The sequence below is a fragment of the Ensifer sp. 1H6 genome, assembly GCF_001976035.1.
GTDB classification, from domain to species: Bacteria; Pseudomonadota; Alphaproteobacteria; order Rhizobiales; family Rhizobiaceae; genus Ensifer; species Ensifer canadensis.
Genome location: NZ_MOAI01000007.1, coordinates 16,436 through 32,943, shown reverse-complemented (window position 1 = coordinate 32,943; position 16,508 = coordinate 16,436). Strand labels below are relative to the sequence as shown.

The 16,508-nt window shown below is 60.3% G+C and carries 13 protein-coding genes, 3 tRNA genes and 2 pseudogenes; 8 read left to right on the top strand and 10 right to left on the bottom strand.

The features are described 5' to 3' along the window. Nucleotides 1–13: 13 nt before the first annotated feature. From radC to phaC, 4 genes are all read right to left on the bottom strand, one after another. Nucleotides 14–805: a DNA repair protein RadC gene (gene radC, locus BKP54_RS10215; RefSeq protein ID WP_025426875.1), complete on the bottom strand. Its 792-nt coding sequence runs from the start codon at nt 803–805 to the stop codon at nt 14–16. Further along, on the bottom strand, nt 802–1,641 hold the full coding sequence (gene map / locus BKP54_RS10210) for a type I methionyl aminopeptidase (RefSeq protein ID WP_057205024.1): 840 nt from the start codon (nt 1,639–1,641) through the stop codon (nt 802–804). The genes radC and map overlap by 4 nt, the downstream gene beginning before the upstream one ends. Before the next feature lie 229 nt (nt 1,642–1,870). Beyond that, nucleotides 1,871–2,602, bottom strand: a complete 732-nt coding sequence (gene sfsA / locus BKP54_RS10205; RefSeq protein ID WP_025426877.1) for a DNA/RNA nuclease SfsA — start codon at nt 2,600–2,602, stop codon at nt 1,871–1,873. A gap of 18 nt (nt 2,603–2,620) precedes the next feature. Then, on the bottom strand, nt 2,621–4,462 hold the full coding sequence (phaC, locus tag BKP54_RS10200) for a poly(3-hydroxyalkanoate) polymerase subunit PhaC (RefSeq protein ID WP_025426878.1): 1,842 nt from the start codon (nt 4,460–4,462) through the stop codon (nt 2,621–2,623). 109 nt (nt 4,463–4,571) lie between these two features. Between phaC and BKP54_RS10195 the strand changes: the two genes are divergently transcribed. The 4 genes from BKP54_RS10195 to recJ all read left to right on the top strand — a co-directional run bounded on the left by BKP54_RS10195 (nt 4,572) and on the right by recJ (nt 9,557). Next, nucleotides 4,572–4,880, top strand: a complete 309-nt coding sequence (locus tag BKP54_RS10195; protein WP_025426879.1) for a hypothetical protein — start codon at nt 4,572–4,574, stop codon at nt 4,878–4,880. Between the two features lie 124 nt (nt 4,881–5,004). Then, nucleotides 5,005–6,222, top strand: coding sequence for an LL-diaminopimelate aminotransferase (locus tag BKP54_RS10190; protein WP_025426880.1), 1,218 nt, complete (start codon nt 5,005–5,007; stop codon nt 6,220–6,222). An 83-nt stretch (nt 6,223–6,305) separates the two neighbouring features. After that, on the top strand, nt 6,306–7,628 hold the full coding sequence (locus BKP54_RS10185; protein WP_025426881.1) for a homoserine dehydrogenase: 1,323 nt from the start codon (nt 6,306–6,308) through the stop codon (nt 7,626–7,628). Nucleotides 7,629–7,754: 126 nt separating this feature from the next. Continuing rightward, the gene (recJ, locus tag BKP54_RS10180) at nt 7,755–9,557 is read left to right on the top strand and encodes a single-stranded-DNA-specific exonuclease RecJ (protein ID WP_057205021.1); all 1,803 of its coding nucleotides are present in this window, start codon (nt 7,755–7,757) and stop codon (nt 9,555–9,557) included. A gap of 207 nt (nt 9,558–9,764) precedes the next feature. Here the strand turns inward: recJ and BKP54_RS10175 are convergent. The 5 genes and pseudogenes from BKP54_RS10175 to BKP54_RS10150 form a co-directional block, all read right to left on the bottom strand. After that, a tRNA-Glu gene (locus BKP54_RS10175) sits at nt 9,765–9,839 on the bottom strand. A 197-nt stretch (nt 9,840–10,036) separates the two neighbouring features. Next, nucleotides 10,037–10,111, bottom strand: a tRNA-Glu gene (locus BKP54_RS10170). A 209-nt stretch (nt 10,112–10,320) separates the two neighbouring features. Next, nucleotides 10,321–10,395 (bottom strand) — tRNA-Glu (locus BKP54_RS10165). 136 nt (nt 10,396–10,531) lie between these two features. Further along, nucleotides 10,532–11,936, bottom strand: a pseudogene (locus tag BKP54_RS10155) (D-Ala-D-Ala carboxypeptidase family metallohydrolase). Nucleotides 11,937–12,336: 400 nt separating this feature from the next. Next, on the bottom strand, nt 12,337–12,777 hold the full coding sequence (locus tag BKP54_RS10150) for a VOC family protein (protein ID WP_025426884.1): 441 nt from the start codon (nt 12,775–12,777) through the stop codon (nt 12,337–12,339). 197 nt (nt 12,778–12,974) lie between these two features. Between BKP54_RS10150 and BKP54_RS10145 the strand changes: the two genes are divergently transcribed. The 3 genes and pseudogenes from BKP54_RS10145 (at nt 12,975) to BKP54_RS10135 (ending at nt 14,843) form a co-directional block, all read left to right on the top strand. Then, nucleotides 12,975–13,553, top strand: coding sequence for a cold-shock protein (locus BKP54_RS10145; RefSeq protein WP_025426885.1), 579 nt, complete (start codon nt 12,975–12,977; stop codon nt 13,551–13,553). Beyond that, a pseudogene (locus BKP54_RS10140) lies at nt 13,553–14,036 on the top strand (DUF192 domain-containing protein). The gene BKP54_RS10145 and the pseudogene BKP54_RS10140 overlap by 1 nt, the downstream one beginning before the upstream one ends. 159 nt (nt 14,037–14,195) lie before the next feature. Then, a complete protein-coding gene (locus tag BKP54_RS10135; protein WP_084814393.1) occupies nt 14,196–14,843 on the top strand; it encodes an outer membrane protein in 648 nt (215 codons plus the stop codon). A gap of 106 nt (nt 14,844–14,949) precedes the next feature. Here BKP54_RS10135 and BKP54_RS10130 read toward each other — a convergent pair whose 3' ends face one another. Beyond that, a complete protein-coding gene (locus BKP54_RS10130) occupies nt 14,950–15,576 on the bottom strand; it encodes a DUF1062 domain-containing protein (protein ID WP_084814392.1) in 627 nt (208 codons plus the stop codon). Between the two features lie 535 nt (nt 15,577–16,111). Between BKP54_RS10130 and BKP54_RS10125 the strand changes: the two genes are divergently transcribed. Next, complete coding sequence (locus BKP54_RS10125) at nt 16,112–16,465, top strand: metalloregulator ArsR/SmtB family transcription factor (protein WP_025426889.1); 354 nt, start codon at nt 16,112–16,114, stop codon at nt 16,463–16,465. Nucleotides 16,466–16,508: the final 43 nt, after the last annotated feature.

The window sequence follows — 16,508 nt, the reverse complement described above, 5'->3', positions numbered from 1 at the left end:
AATCGGAAACGCTCTAGAAGAGGCGCAGCCCCTTCAGGCTTACATGGCCGTCCTTGCCGATGATGATGTGATCGTGCACCGCAATGCCGAGCGGCTTGGCTGTCTCGACGATCAGCTTGGTCATGTCGATATCCGCCCGCGACGGCGTGGGGTCGCCTGAGGGGTGATTATGCGCAAGGATGATCGCGGTTGCCGACAATTCGAGTGCGCGCTTGACGACCTCGCGCGGATAGACAGGCGTGTGGTCGATCGTGCCCGTCTGCTGGACCTCGTCGGCAATCAACGCATTACGCTTGTCGAGGAATAATATCCGGAATTGCTCCTTGGTCTCATAGGCCATAGCCGCGTGGCAATATTCGATCACCGCCGACCAGGACGAGAGAATGTGCTTCTTGCGCAGGTCACTCTTCAGCGTTCGGTGCCCGATCGTCGAGACGAGCTTCAGGTCGAGCGCGACCGATTCGCCAACACCCTTGACCTCCTGCAGCAACGGGAGCGGTGCGCCGAATACACCGGCAAGCGTGCCAAAGCGCGTCAGCAGCGCCTTGGCAATCGGCTTGGTATCCTTGCGCGGGATAAGCCGGAACAGCAGCATTTCGAGGAGTTCGTAGTCGGCAAGCGCGGCGTCGCCGTGCTCGCGATACCGTGTTCGCAGCCGATCACGGTGGCCAAGATAGTGCGCCTCGACCGCCTGAGCTGCCGCGTCTGAGACATGCGCGTCCTGCGGCTGCAGATCCGCAAAAAACGACCGTTCGTCCGCCGGCTGCGTCGCATCGCCTGCGGATGAGCGGGAGTTTTTCTTCATGCGGCGCCCATGGCGGCCATGTCAGGCTTGAAGAGGCCGGCCGGCGAGAGCGTGAAGATCTCGCAGCCATCAGCCGTGACGCCGACCGTATGCTCGTACTGCGCCGAGAGAGAACGGTCGCGTGTTACCGCCGTCCAGCCATCGGCAAGCACCTTCACGTGCGGGCGACCGAGATTGATCATCGGCTCGATGGTGAAGATCATGCCTTCGCGCAGTTCCGGCCCCTCGTTGGCGCGGCCGTAATGCAGGATGTTGGGAGCGTCGTGGAAAAGCCGGCCGACGCCGTGTCCGCAGAAGTCGCGTACGACCGAGCACCGTTCGGCTTCGGCATAGGCCTGGATGGCTTCGCCGATCGCGCCGGTGCGGGCGCCAGGACGCACGGCGGCAATGCCGCGCATCAGGCACTCATGCGTCACGTCGAGAAGCCGCTCGGCGGCACGTTTGATCTCGCCGACCGGATACATGCGGCTGGAATCGCCGTGCCAGCCATCGATCACATAGGTCACGTCGATATTGACGATATCGCCGTCGCGAAGCGGCTTGTCGTTCGGAATACCGTGGCAGACAACGTGGTTGATCGAGGTGCAGGACGACTTGGTATAGCCGCGGTAGTTCAGCGTTGCCGGAAGCGCGCCGTTGTCCATGCCGAACTCGAAGACGAAGCGGTCGATCTCCTCGGTCGTCACCCCGGGCCGAACGCGCGACACCAGTTCGTCGAGGCAACGCGCCGTCACCTGACAGGCCTTGCGCATACCTTCGAACCCCTCCGGTCCGTAGAGGCGGATGACGCCGGTGTTCTTATAGGGCGCGGACCCTGCCTCGATGTAAGTCACCATTCCAGAACTTTCAGTTGTTTCCTGTCGAATTTCATAATCCAGCAGGGGCAGCCTCGTCCACTGCCGTGCACCTTGAGGGACTGATATAGGGCGCAGCGCACAGTATTTCGCAGCCGCGATCTTCCGCTAAGCAGATCGGCAAGCCTAACGCGGATCAATGCCTGCGCCTATCCGTAGAATGTTGCAGGTTGCTAAGGGTTGGCGATGCCGTGCGTGCCAAATCGGTAACTCAGGCGAAGTTGCGAATAGCGCTGGCACCTGCCTCATCGATTGCGATCAAGCCGATCGGTGCTATCTCGGAGGGCGATACCAGGCATTTCACCGCATAGGCCTCGACACCTCTGGTCATGGCACGATCGAAGGCAGCGGCATATACAGGGTCGTAGTCGCGGCAGATCTGCAGGTGATCGCAATCGCTGCGCTGCACTAGGTAGACCATGATCGCGCGATGGCCGGCTTCGACCATGTCTCCCAGTTCTTCGAGGTGCTTGGCGCCACGTGCAGTCGGGCTGTCGGGAAACTCGGCCACGCCAGGGTTGCGACTGAAATGCACATTCTTCACCTCGACATAGGCAAGACCGCGCAGGCTGTCGCTCAAGAGAATGTCGATTCGCGAATTGCGCCCGTATTTCTGCTCGCGGGCGAGGTTCTCGTAGAGATGAAGGTCGGCGACAAGTCCGAGCCGAATGGCCTCTTCCGCCAGACGGTTGGGCAGGCCGGTGTTGATGCCGACCAGCGTACCATCCGCCTCGACGATTTCGAGCATCTGCCGGTACTTGCGCGTCGGGCTATCATGCTCCGACATCCAGATGCGCGAACCCGGCGTCGTCAGTCCGCGCATCGACCCGGTGTTGGGGCATGAGCCGGTCAATGCCGTACCATCGGCGAGGAGAGCGTCGAATAGAAAGCGTTTGTAGCGCTGCACGAGCGTGGCGGGCACGAGTGGCCGATCGAAAATCAAGATCTGTTCACACTTTGGTCAGGCGCGGGCGCGCACATAGGAGCCGGGCGCCTCTTCCAGCGTGTTGAGCGTGCCGCCGGGCTTGCGCGCGGGCACGCGCTTCTTGTCCAGCTTTTCGATCCACTGATGCCAGTGCGGCCACCAGGACCCGGGGGTCTCCGTGGCCGTTTTGACCCAATCGTCGAACTCTCCCTTGGGAGGACCGCCGGTCCAGAACTGGTACTTGCCCTTGTCCGGTGGGTTCACGACGCCGGCGATGTGGCCCGAGCCGGAAAGCACGTATGTGACCTTGCCACCGAAGGAGGAACTGCCGAGGAAAACGGAGCGCGGCGGAGCGATATGGTCTTCCTTGGTTGCCAGGTTGTAGATCGGGATCTTGACGTCACCCAGCGATACCTGCTTGCCGGCCAGCATCATCTCGCCCTTCGACAGACGGTTTTCCAGGTAGCAGTTGCGCAGGTAGAACGAATGGTTGGCCGCCGGCATCCGGGTCGAATCGGAATTCCAGTAGAGCAGGTCGAAGGGCAGGGGCTCCTGCCCCTTGAGGTAGTTGTTGACGAAGTAGGGCCAGATCAGTTCGGAGGCGCGCAGCATGTTGAACGCGGTCGCCATTTTCGAGCCGTCGAGATAGCCGGCCACCCGCATGTTGGCTTCCATCTGGCTGATCTGGTCTTCGTCGACGAAGACCTTGAGATCACCGGCGTGAGTGAAGTCGACCTGGGTGGTAAACAGCGTTGCCGAGCGGATGCGCTCGTCGCCCTCTGCGGCATGGAGCGCCAGTGTTGCGGCCAATAGCGTTCCACCGACGCAATAGCCGATGGCATTCACGTCCCGTTCGCCGGTCGCCTGTTCGACGGTGTCGAGCGCAAAGCCGATGCCTTCGCGGGCATAGGCTTCCCAATCCTTGGCCGCATGCCGCTCGTCCGGATTGACCCAGGAGATGACGAACACCGTGTGTCCCTGATCGACCGCCCACTTGATGTAGGATTTCTGCGGGTTGAGGTCGAGCACGTAGAACTTGTTGATCCAGGGCGGGCAGATCAACAGCGGACGCTTGAGCACCGTTTCCGTCGAGGCCTCGTACTGGATCACCTGGCAGACGTCGCTCTGCGCGACCACCTTGCCGGGGGTGATCGCGATGTTTTCGCCGATCGCGAATTTGCTGGTATCGGTCTGGCGCATCCTGAGATCGCCGCGACCGGCCACCACGTCCTCGGCAAACATTTGCATGCCCTTGACGAGATTGGCGCCGCTCGTCGCAACCGTTTCCCGGTAGAGCTGAGGGTTGGTGGTGACGAAATTGGTCGGAGAGAGCGCACTCGAAATCTGCCTGACGTAAAAGGCAGCCTTGTGTTTGGTGTGGTCGTCCAGCCCTTCCGCGTCGCGCACCATCTTGTCAGCCCAGTCCGACGTGATGAAATAGGCCTGCCGGACGAAATCGAAGAACGGGTTTTTTACCCAGTCCTCGTCGGCGAAGCGCTTGTCGGTGCGCTGCAAGCTCACGGGATCGGTGGCGACAACATCACCGGACATGCGATGCAAGGTTCGAGACCACATCTCGAAGAAACTGCCCATCAGATGGGTCTGGGCTTCGAGCGTCCGGCGTGGATCGGAAAGCCAATACTCGGAAACCCTGGAGAGGGTTTTGACCATGTCGGTGACAGGTTCGGAGAAGACGTCGGATTTTTCGCCGGTTTCGCGCGGCGCAAGCCAGGCTGAGGCCGCCTTGCCGAGCTGCTCCATTGCGCGGGCAAGGTTGACCGCGAGGCCTTCGGGATCCTTGACGATGTAGGGTTCAACGGACTTCGGGTCGAAGCCAGCAAAGCCGTCCTTGCCTTCGGCATTCCTGTCTGCTGTCACCCGGTTTCCTCCACAGCATCTTGTTTGTTTTGTATTTTTACATTCTGCCCGAAAATGATTACAAGGGCTAGCGCATCGTCGCGCCACGAAAACAGAGGTCTTTGCCAGTATGCTCGCCGTCGGAAAACAGCGCTCCATCACCTGGGTTGCCGGGATCATTCTCCTCGGCACGCTTGCGGGCTGCAACAGCCAGAAGACCGATTTCGAAAATTATCCCTCCGTCTACGGTCAGAAGCCTGCGGCAACGCAGCAGATGACCAATCAGGAAGCCGCCGATATGCAGGCGCGGCTGTCCGCGCTCGGTGCCGCGCGCAAATCCGGCTCCATCTCCGAAGCGGAGTATCAGCGTCGCATGAAGGAAATGCGAAAGCTTGCCGAAGACCACGGCTCCGACACGTTGAAACAGATCACGAATTAGCACTTGCGTTTCAGGTGATTTGGACGCAAAGCGTTCAATGGCCGCAATGACGGCCGTTCACCAAAGCGCATGTTTTCGCGACGGCCAACCGCTGGCGGATACGTGCGCCAAACGAGGTTTGGAGATGGAAGAGTTTCACAAAGTCCGGCGTTTGCCGCCTTATGTTTTCGAACAGGTCAACCGTTTGAAAGCAAGCGCGCGAGCGGCCGGTGCTGACATCATCGACCTCGGCATGGGCAATCCGGATCTTCCCACTCCGCAGTCGATTGTCGACAAGCTCTGCGAGGCCGTTCAGGACCCGCGCACGCATCGTTATTCGTCGTCGAAGGGCATTCCCGGGCTGCGTCGTGCCCAGGCCGCCTATTACGCCCGCCGCTTCGGCGTCAAACTGAACCCGGACACGCAGGTCGTCGCCACCCTTGGCTCCAAGGAAGGCTTTGCCAACATGGCTCAGGCGATCACCGCGCCGGGCGACGTGATCCTGTGCCCTAATCCGACCTATCCGATCCATGCCTTCGGCTTTCTGATGGCCGGTGGCGTCATCCGCTCGATCTCGGTCGAGCCGGACGACACATTCTTCGGGCCGCTGGAGCGCGCCGTTCGCCATTCGATCCCGAAGCCGCTGGCGCTGATCCTCAATTACCCGTCGAACCCGACGGCGCAGGTTGCGACGCTCGATTTCTATAAGGAAGTCGTGGCATTCGCGAAGAAGCACGACATCATCGTCTTGTCGGATCTGGCCTATTCGGAAATCTACTTCAACGATGCGCCGCCACCATCCGTGCTCGAGGTGCCGGGCGCGATCGACATCGCGGTCGAGTTCACCTCGATGTCGAAGACGTTTTCCATGCCCGGTTGGCGCATGGGCTTTGCCGTCGGCAACGAGCGGTTGATCGCGGCGCTGACGCGCGTGAAGTCTTATCTCGACTATGGTGCGTTCACGCCGATCCAGGTTGCCGCCACCCAGGCACTTAACGGTGACGGCAGCGACATCGCCGAGGTCCGCAACATCTACAAGCGCCGTCGCGACGTGATGGTCGAAAGCTTCGGCAAGGCCGGCTTCGACGTGCCGCCGCCGGCAGCCACGATGTTTGCCTGGGCCAAGATCCCGGAGAAGTTCCGTCATCTCGGATCGCTCGAATTCTCAAAGCTGCTTGTAGAGAAGGCCGATGTGGCCGTAGCGCCGGGCATCGGCTTCGGCGAGCAGGGTGACGACTATGTGCGTCTGGCGCTCGTCGAAAACGAGCACCGCATTCGTCAGGCGGCACGCAATATCAAGAAGTTCCTGTCCACGGCTGACGAGACGATGCACAACGTCATCTCGCTCAACGCGCATCGGTAAAAGACGGGGGCGTGCCAGGCGCGCGCCCCTACCGCAACGGCCCCGCCGTTCTGGCGGGGACCCTCACATGTTAGGAAATGGCTATGGCAGATGCCCTCAAAATTGGCATTGCGGGCTTGGGTACCGTCGGTGCCTCGCTCGTGCGAATCCTCCAGGATCGTCACGAGATGCTGGCAACGACATGTGGCAGGGCAATCGAAATTACAGCCGTAACGGCGCGTGACCGCTCCAGGGATCGTGGAGTCGATCTGTCGAAGACCACCTGGTTCGACGATGCCGTCTCGCTCGCTGCCAATGCCGATATCGATGTCTTCATCGAATTGATGGGCGGTTCCGGCGACCCGGCCTATGCTGCGGTCAAGACGGCGCTCGGCCGTGGTATCCATGTCGTCACCGCCAACAAGGCGTTGCTGGCAGCACATGGCATCGAGCTTGCGGCCATTGCCGAGAACAACGGCGCGCTGCTCAACTACGAAGCTGCCGTTGCTGGCGGCATTCCCGTCATCAAGGCGCTGCGCGAATCCATGACCGGCAACACGATCTCGCGCGTCTACGGGATCATGAACGGCACCTGCAACTACATCCTGACGAAGATGGAGAAGGAGGGTCTGTCCTTCGAGGCCTGCCTGAAGGAAGCCCAGAGGCTCGGCTATGCTGAGGCCGACCCGGCCTTCGACATCGAAGGCAACGATACCGCCCACAAGCTATCGATCCTGACGAGCCTTGCCTTCGGCACGGCGATTGCGGCCGACGACATCTATCTCGAAGGCATCACCAATATCTCCATCGACGATATCAATGCCGCGGCCGATCTCGGATACCGGATCAAGCTTCTCGGGGTCGCCCAGCGCACCGAAAGCGGCATCGAGCAGCGCGTACATCCAACGATGGTTCCCTATGATTCGGTGATCGCTCAGGTCGATGGCGTCACCAATGCGGTCGCGATCGAATCCGATATTCTCGGCGAGCTGCTGATGGTCGGTCCGGGTGCCGGCGGCAACGCGACGGCGTCGGCCGTTCTCGGCGACGTCGCCGATATCGCCAAGAGCCGCCCTGGCGCCCAGCATGTGCCCGCATTTGGTCGTCCGACCAATGCGCTGCTGCCTTACAAGCGCGCGCAGATCCAGAGCCACGAAGGCGGCTACTTCATCCGCCTGAAGGTCGTCGATCGCACAGGCGTCTTTGCGAGCATTGCTTCGCGCATGGCCGAAAACGGCATTTCGCTGGAATCGATCATGCAGCATTCCAAGCACCCGAAGGAATCGGACGAGCCGCAGACGATCATTTTGGTGACGCACGCGACCGCCGAGCATTCGGTGCGCGATGCGATCGTCGCGATCAAGAGCGAGGGCTATCTGGTCGGCGAGCCGCAGGTGATCCGCATCGAGCGGCCGAAGGCAGCCTAGCTCAAGGTGCAAAGCTGTTGAGAACGGGCCCCATCGACCATTGGCGTCGGTGGGGCCTTTTTCATGCCGGGTTTTGCGTGCGCGCATTGTTCGCTGATAACGAAGAGATTGAGGCAGGTGGACAGCATGGAAGAACCGGTAGACCCGATACAGCGAGCTTTTCTGGGCGTCGAGCGATCGATCAGCGGTCAGCGCTGGGTCTCTCGTCTCGACCAGGCCGGGCAGAACCGCGCGCTGGCGATCAGCCAGGTTCATGGCTATTCCGATCTCATTGGACGCGTGCTGGCCGGCCGTGGCGTTTCGCTCGACGATGCCGCGACCTTCCTCGACCCGACGCTTCGCTCGCTGATGCCGGACCCCGACACCTTGACCGACTGCCGCAAAGCGGCAGAGCGCCTGTCGCTGGCAATATCCAGGCGCGAGAAGGTAGTGGTCTTCGGCGACTACGACGTCGATGGCGCTGCATCCTCGGCGCTGATGGCGCGCTTCCTCGAACATTTCGGGCTCGAGGTCGAGATCTACATCCCCGATCGCATCTTTGAAGGCTATGGCCCCAACCCACAGGCGATCGAACAGTTGATCGATAACGGGGCCAGGCTCATCGTCACCGTCGACTGTGGCTCGACCAGCCATGAATCGCTCGCTGTCGCGGCCCAACGCGGTATCGACGTCGTCGTCATCGACCATCACCAGGTCGGCTCGACGTTGCCGCCATGCCATGCACTGGTCAATCCCAACCGCGAGGACGATCTCTCCGGCCAGGGGCACCTTTGCGCTGCCGGCGTCGTCTATCTCGTTCTCGTCAATGCCGTGCGGGTGCTGCGCGCCGCTGGTGATGCGCGCGTTGGGACTTTCGATCTACTGGCGCAACTCGATCTCGTGGCACTCGCAACCGTTTGTGATGTGGTGCCGCTGAAGGGGCTCAATCGCGCCTATGTGGTCAAGGGGCTGATTGCAGCCCGGCATATGGGCAATGTCGGGCTGGCCGCGCTGTTGCGCAAGGCGGCGATCGGCGGTCCCGTGACGCCATATCATCTCGGCTTTCTGGTCGGGCCACGCATCAATGCGGGCGGGCGCATCGGGGACGCGGCGCTTGGCAGCCGCCTGTTGACGATGGACGATAGTGCTGCGGCTGAAACGATTGCGGCACGGCTCGACGAGCTCAACCGCGAGCGGCAGGCGATGGAAGCGGCGATGTTGGCCGAGGCCGAGGCCGAGGTTCTGGCTGAGTACGGCACGGGCGAGGGCGCCTCCGTCATTGTGACGGCGCGGGAGAACTGGCACCCCGGTATCGTCGGGCTGATCGCGGCGAGAATAAAAGAGAAATTCCGTCGCCCGACCTTTGCCATTGCCTTCGATCCGAATGGTCGCGGCACCGGATCGGGTCGGTCGATTGCTGGTTTCGACATGGGAAAGATGGTTCGTGCCGCCGTCGACGGCGGATTGTTGGTGAAAGGCGGCGGCCACGCCATGGCCGCAGGCCTGACGGTCGAGCGGGCAAAGCTCGGCCGGTTGCGCCAATTCTTTGAGGAGAAGGCTGAAGCAGCCGTGCGGGACCTCGTTGCGGTGCAGACGCTGAAGGTGGACGGCGCGCTCGGCGCGTCTGGCGCAACGCTGGAACTGATCGATCTGCTGGAGCAGGCCGGCCCCTACGGCTCCGCCCATCCGCAGCCGGTCTTCGCCTTCCCCCTGCATCGGCTGCGCGACTGCCGCCAGGTTGGAGCCAACCACATCAAGGTGACCCTCGAAGGGCAAGACGGCAGCCGCCTCGAAGGTATCGCCTTTCGGGCCGTGGAGACGCCGCTCGGCGACTTCCTGTTCGCCAGCCGTGGCGCATCCATTCATGTTGCGGGTTCGGTTTCGGCCGATCTTTGGCAAGGCCAGCGGCGCGTGCAGTTGCGTGTAAGCGACGCTGCCAAGGCAATGTAGCCGGCAGCCTGAATCTATATTCCGTCAAGCTCTGCGGTGCCGCTTGGAATGCATGACTATCTGCCGGGATCGAGTCCAGTCATCTCCTGTGAACCTGCGTCAGAGACGGGGCAGAAGTACTCCGCGCCACGGGACGGAGCATGACTATTTTTGGTCCTGCGAAGACGTGCAGGCCGAACATCAACAATGTCGAGGGGAAGGTCACAGTGGCACGCCCTAGGGGAGTCGAACCCCTCTTCCCAGAATGAAAATCTGGTGTCCTAACCGATAGACGAAGGGCGCACTTGCTGTGTGGGCGTCTTATAGTCAGCGCTTTTGCCGGCTGCAAGCGCTAATGTCAGGATTTTTGAGGTTTTTCTGGGGAAAATGCAGGAAAAATCAACGGCTAAGAACATGGCGCAGATGCCTGAAGCCGAGGGGCATGGGTCGATGCAATCGGCGCCAAAACGGAAACGAATGTGCTGGGGAGGGGATCACAGTGGCACGCCCTAGGGGAGTCGAACCCCTCTTCCCAGAATGAAAATCTGGTGTCCTAACCGATAGACGAAGGGCGCACTTGCTGTGTGGGCGCCTTATAGGCAGCGCCTTTGCAGACTGCAAGCGTGAATCTGAAAATTCGTGTGCTTTTCCCGTGAAAAAGAAACGGAAAAATCTGCACCCGTTCGGCGTGCATGTGCGCATCGCATATTCGAGCGCACGCTGAATTCTCGGCAAGAAACTGCCGATCACCAATAACAAAATCATCTGAAGGGGAGGGTCACAGTGGCACGCCCTAGGGGAGTCGAACCCCTCTTCCCAGAATGAAAATCTGGTGTCCTAACCGATAGACGAAGGGCGCACTTGCTGTGTGGGCGTCTTATAGTCAGGCGATTTGATTACCGCAAGCGGCAATTTTCATTTTTCTGTAAAAAATGCAAAAGCCGGAAAAGATGGACGGATCCTGCGGATTAGCTCATGGAAACAAGGGCTTGCCTTCAGCCCTTGCCGCGGCGGCAGCGCCAGTTCCAATCGCGCTGGGCGCCGATGTCGATATGAACCGATTCCGTGTGGCAGTAGGTTCCAACGCCACCGCGCCCGGGAATGCTGCGCAGGAAATCTGCCAACTCCCACTTGCTGACGCCCTTCACCTGGATGTCTGCCGCCTCGCAGCGCGTATGGAGGGATTGCTTTGCGCGGTTGACCTTGATCGGGCGCAGGCCCGAAGTCACCATCACTTGGCGGCCGTAATGCGTTTCAACCTGTTTGAGCATCTGCATCAGCTCCGGCTTGAAGCAGCCGGCCTCGACCTTTTCGGTCTGCAGGATAAGGCCGCTTGGTGCCAGACGGGCCAAGCCGGAAAGGGAGGCGACCTGAACCGGTGCGTCCTCTTCGTCCGCCGCGTGGTCTTCATGCGCCACGCTGAACAGCGGGCTCATCTTGACGCCGGGCAGGCCCTGATAGGCGAGCGAGGCCATCTGCGGCTGGCTGGCGTTGCTGGTGGTGATGGTTTTTTTTCTCAGCCGGCTGCGCTGCGCGCGCCGTTTCCTGCTGCTGTTTCTCCTTGCGTTTTCCCGCAAACAGGCTCGCAAGCGTCCAGGTCTTCGGTACTTCCTTGGAGCCGCTTTCGCTGGCCTTGGCGTTCGGCGTGGCCGTGGCGGCCTGGGTCGCCACGTCTGTTGCCGCCTGCGCCTGCTCAACAGCTTGTACGGGCTGAAGCACGCGCGATGTCTTGCCGCCGAGGGCGGCTTGCGCGCTCAAGGGCAGCGGTACCGAGGCGGGAAGAGTAGCGCCTTCCGGGGCGGCATAGGCCATCACTGCTGTATCGGACGGGGCGCCGGAAGTCTCATTCGATGCGCCTTGCTGCGGCTGGATGATCGGCTGGGGTTGCGGCTGAGGCTGAGGCTGAGGCTGGATTTGCCCCTGTCCTTGGCTGCCGCTGAAGAGGCTGTTCGTCGTTGCGTTCATGCTCGGCTGGGCAGCGCCTGTGGCCGGGACGGAGCCCGTCGCCTGCGGCTGTGCGCCCGCCATCGCCGCTTGACCGGCCGCGGCCGGAGCCTGGCCATAGATGCTCGATGAGGCCGCACGCAGGCCCGTGCTCTGCATGGTCAGCGGCCCACCCTGTTGCGCGGGGGCCTGACCCGGCGCGAGAGCGCTATTGCCTTGGGCTGCCTGCGGGTTGCTGCCAACCGCCGACACTTGAGCGTCGCGAACGGTCGCGCCGGTCTGGGGCGAATCGGCGACCTGCAGAGCGTCTTGCGCTTCCTCTACCTTCAACGCATTTGCTGCTTCGCTATCAGCGACGGCAGACACGCAGCCGCTCAACGCGAACAGCGAAACGGATATCGCGGCTGCGCGGCTGAAAGTTGCCAGCAGCGCTCCCCTTGTTTCCCGATGTTGCAACGTCCTATCCCCGCTCTCCGTGCATGATCGGCGAGATCGTCGCCTTTCCATGCATTAAGTCTCAGTTCCGAAACATCGCCCAGAACAAACAAACACGAATTTCGCGCGGCGACCAATCGGATCGCCGCGGGAAGGATTAGGCCAAATACAGTTAGGGGCGTCGCCACGAGACATCGCGGATAGAACCCCGTATCAACGTTTCGCGCGGAAAGTTACTGAACGATACGTGATTTGTAAACTGGCGCTAACCTTGAGCCCACATGCGCCAAGCATGCGAAGGCCCGGTGTCGATGCCGGGCCCCGGATCATTCGTCAATTCAACGGATCCGCGACTCGACTGTGCCAAGCCGAAACTCCCGGCTGCAGACGTCAATCATCGGCGGCCAGAATTGCGCGAGGCTTACCAGGCGCCGGTGTTGGCCATGGACGCCCAGGGCTCCTGCGCCGCCAGGTTCTCGCCCTTCTGCAGGATCTCGATCGAAATACCGTCGGGTGAGCGCACAAAGGCCATGTGCCCATCGCGTGGCGGGCGGTTAATGGTTACGCCGTTGTCCATCAGGTGCTGGCAGAAGCCATAAATGTCATCCACCTCATAGGCCAGGTGACCGAAGTTGCGACCGCCTGTATAATCTTCGCTGTCCCAATTGTAGGTGAGTTCGAGGCACGGCGAGAGTTCGCCCTTTGCCCGGTCGAGATCGCCTGGGGCGGCCAGGAAGACAAGCGTGAAGCGGCCCTTCTCGTTCTCGTAGCGACGGATTTCGCTGAGGCCGAAAAGCGTGCAATAGAAGTTCAAGGCCTCGTCCAGATTTTTGACGCGAACCATCGTGTGCAGATAACGCATTGCAATGTCCCTGTTTCGAAGAAGATGGCGTATACTTATCTGCCAGCAAGCCAGAGGCAAGGCTGCGTCCCTACATTGGATCCAGGCCAAAATACGCCGAGGGTCTTGCGCACCAGCGGCGGGACGATGTTATTCTGGTCAATAAGAATCAGTTAACCGTAGTCGGTAGTCGCGCGTAAACGAGGGGCTGGGAGAGAATGGCGGATAGGACATCTTCAAAAGACGTCATGCATGATGACGACTTTGGCAGCGACGCCCTCGACCTCGTCGAAATCACCGGCGTGATCAAATGGTTCGATGTCGCCAAGGGGTTTGGCTTCATCGTGCCTGATAACGGCATGCAGGATGTGCTGGTGCACGTGACCTGCCTGCGGCGCGACGGCTATCAGACGGTGCTCGAAGGGGCCCGCGTCGTGGCTCTCATCCAGAAGCGCGACCGTGGCTACCAGGCCTTCCGCATTCTGTCGATGGATCAGTCGACGGCCATTCATCCCTCGCAACTGCCGCCGATCAGAACCCACGTGCAGGTAACGCCGACGAGCGGCCTCGAACGTGTCTTGGTCAAGTGGTTCAACCGGACCAAGGGCTTCGGCTTCTTGACGCGCGGCGAGGGCACGGAGGATATCTTCGTTCATATGGAAACGTTGCGCCGTTTCGGTCTGACGGAACTGCGCCCCGGCCAAGTGGTTCTCGTGCGCTTCGGCGACGGTGAAAAGGGCTTGATGGCGGCCGAGATCCATCCCGATGGCCCAACACCGACAAGCCGTTCGCACTGATGTCGATGGCTCGAACCTTTTCTGCAAGAAGCGCCGCCACGGCGCTTTTTTTTGTCGGCGCTACTGTTTGCAGCCTTTGCGCTAGCGGAAGCGCAATTCACCAGCGACCGGATGCGGCTGGTGACGGCCGACAACAAGATCCATGAGTTCACGGTCGAGCTTGCCATCGATGCCGATCAGCGGGAGCAGGGGCTGATGTTTCGGCGCTCAATGGCACCCGATCACGGAATGTTGTTCGATTTCGGTGATACCCGTCGGGTGATGATGTGGATGAAGAACACCTATCTGGCGCTCGACATGCTGTTCATCGACAAGAGCGGTACTGTGCGGACGATCCATCAGGATGCCGTGCCGTTTTCCGAGGCGATCATCGATTCGCGTGAGCCGGTGGCCTATGTGCTGGAACTCAATGCCGGAACCGTCAAACGGCTCGGCATCAAGCCGGGTGATCGGCTGGAAGGCGCTCGTATCGTCGGTAACTGATGATGCAGGGCACGGTGTCCGACGTGGCCCGGTTAACGGTTTCCAACCAGCTGATTTAAAAGCGCAATTCATTATTCTTGCACTGCAGCGAGCCTTTTCGGCAGACGCGCCCTACATAAGTTGGTAGTCTTTCTATCGGACCAACAGGAGGCATCTGTGATGATCAGGCATGTGCTTGTTGCAATCATTGCTGCGGCCGCCTTCGCGCCCGCGGCATCGGCCGCCGATCTGACCGAAAACCTCGAGCCGGCGCCCCTCGTGGAAGCAGCGCCTACCTTTGTCTGGACCGGCGGTTATGTCGGTCTACAGGGTGGTGGCGGCTGGCTTAATGGCGATTTCAGTACGCCGGGCGGAAGCGCTTCACAGGATTTCAATGGCGGCCTTCTCGGTGCCTTCGCCGGCTTCAACTACCAACAAGGCGATTGGGTCTACGGTATCGAAGGCGATGTCAGCTATAACTGGAACGACAAGACCTTCGATATCTTCGGCGCCTCTCCGGAAGCCGGAACCGATGTATCCGGTTCCGTCCGCGGCCGTCTGGGTTACGTCGTCAACGACAAGGCACTTGTCTATGCGACCAGCGGCTGGGCGATTACGCGCGGCTTTGTCGATGTGCCTGGGGTTTCCAAGGAAAAGGAAACCTTCAATGGCTGGACGATCGGTGCCGGTGTCGACTACGCCTTCACCGACAGCCTGTTCGGTCGGGCCGAATATCGCTACAACGACTATGGCGACAAGGATGTCGGCGGCTACAACGTCGATTTCGACCAGCATCAATTCACCGTCGGCATCGGCGTAAAGTTCTAAAGATTGTGAATGCGAGGAGAGGGCGCCGATGGCACGGAGCCCTCTTTGCTGTCGTCATCGTGCTCTTCACGCTTTGATCGGGGCCGAGACCCCAGCCAATCTTCGGCTAAGGCCCGGCGCGGCTGAGGATTGCATTACGATCGGCTTCGCCGGCAAGATCGATGGTGATGCGCATTTCATCCTTCACCGGTCGCCGTAGAGCGTTCTTGCCCGATGGTGCTGTGGAGAGGCGGCCTGCCTCTTCAAGTATGGCGATACGCTTGCGTGATAGGCCGAGTTCCATGGATAGCAACCGCTCCGTTCGCAGCGATGTTTTCATCGCCAGGTCAAGAACGATCTCCAGAGGCGGGGATGATTCGGCGGCCGGGTTCAGAATCGTCTTTTGCACATGAACCTCGGAAAACTCCTCGATCTGCCCCGCATCCCGGCGCAACCCGTCGAGATCGAAAGAGACCTTCTCGATCCAGGCTTCGTCATTGGTCTGAAGCGCGTTGAGCGTGTGCGGATCGATATCGCGGATGTGGCGGCGTTCGAAGATGGGGCGGTTCCAGGTGCTGTCGCAACTGCAGCAGCGATAGATCAGCCAGGCATCCAGCCGCCGACCATTGGCATTGAGCCGTGTCTTGCCGCTCGGCTCGAATGGACGTGCTGCTCGGCAACGGTTGCAGGCGAGCCAGGGACGCGGCGCGATTTTGGGTTTGATGGTCCACTGGAACAGGTATGTGTGAGACATGTCGTCTGGTTCTTCCGATTGGAAGTCCATCAAGACGACGGTTTGAGCACCCGTTCAGGGGACGCGGTCTGGCAGCGTTGTTGGTGATGGTTCGATCCGCACAAGCAATTGTGCGGCGACAGGTCGGCAATGCCATTCCGGTCTCGAACCGTCACCTCGACGAACGCATTGAGTTGCGATCCGACAGCGACGATCGCTATCGGGCGTACGTGGTGAAACAAGCGAGACCGGGGTTTACAAAGGCAAAGCGGAACTCCAGGAAAAGGCAGCGCAATTTGTTGCGCAACCGTCCTAGCCGAATATTGTTGCTACGGGAAGTAGTAGTATTTGTGATAGTCGCGTTTTTGGATTTGTCGTGGGCGTGTGAGGACGAGTTTCTCTGATTGAGTTTTTCTATGTGCCGTCGGACACCGGATGACCCAGTCGGGAAGGCCGGGCTGTCGTGCCGGCATAGAAATTCTTGTTAAGAGGTACTAGGCGCTCAAAGTTCGAAGAACGCGTTGACTCGTATCCATATATCCAATAGGTTGGATATATGGATAACTTGGAAGCCATCACTGCGCTGGGCGCACTCGCACAGAGCACTCGTCTGGACACGTTCCGGCTGCTCGTCAAACATGAGCCTGACGGGCTGCCCGTTGGCGAGTTGGCGAAGATCGTCGACGTGCCGCAAAACACCATGTCTGCGCATCTCAAAACGCTGACACAGGCTGGCTTGATCTCCGGTGAGCGCCACAGCCGTTCAATCATCTACCGTGCAAAGCTCGATGTGTTCCGCGAACTGACACTGTTCCTGATCAAGGACTGCTGTGGCGGCAATGCGGAGATTTGCACCCCTTTGATTGCCGAACTCATGCCGTGCTGCCCACCCGTGGGAGTGAGCGCATGACTGGCTTTATTTTTCTAAAGTCGGACCAACACCACTAGGGACA

Bases quoted from the DNA above. Each gene is read 5' to 3' on its own strand.
- radC (WP_025426875.1), bottom strand. From the start codon at position 805: ATGAAGAAAAACTCCCGCTCATCCGCAGGCGATGCGACGCAGCCGGCG.
- map (WP_057205024.1), bottom strand. From the start codon at position 1,641: ATGGTGACTTACATCGAGGCAGGGTCCGCGCCCTATAAGAACACCGGC.
- BKP54_RS10195 (WP_025426879.1), top strand. From the start codon at position 4,572: ATGCTCGCCGTCGGAAAACAGCGCTCCATCACCTGGGTTGCCGGGATC.
- BKP54_RS10190 (WP_025426880.1), top strand. From the start codon at position 5,005: ATGGAAGAGTTTCACAAAGTCCGGCGTTTGCCGCCTTATGTTTTCGAA.
- BKP54_RS10185 (WP_025426881.1), top strand. From the start codon at position 6,306: ATGGCAGATGCCCTCAAAATTGGCATTGCGGGCTTGGGTACCGTCGGT.
- recJ (WP_057205021.1), top strand. From the start codon at position 7,755: ATGGAAGAACCGGTAGACCCGATACAGCGAGCTTTTCTGGGCGTCGAG.
- BKP54_RS10150 (WP_025426884.1), bottom strand. From the start codon at position 12,777: ATGCGTTATCTGCACACGATGGTTCGCGTCAAAAATCTGGACGAGGCC.
- BKP54_RS10145 (WP_025426885.1), top strand. From the start codon at position 12,975: ATGGCGGATAGGACATCTTCAAAAGACGTCATGCATGATGACGACTTT.
- BKP54_RS10135 (WP_084814393.1), top strand. From the start codon at position 14,196: ATGATCAGGCATGTGCTTGTTGCAATCATTGCTGCGGCCGCCTTCGCG.
- BKP54_RS10130 (WP_084814392.1), bottom strand. From the start codon at position 15,576: ATGTCTCACACATACCTGTTCCAGTGGACCATCAAACCCAAAATCGCG.
- BKP54_RS10125 (WP_025426889.1), top strand. From the start codon at position 16,112: ATGGATAACTTGGAAGCCATCACTGCGCTGGGCGCACTCGCACAGAGC.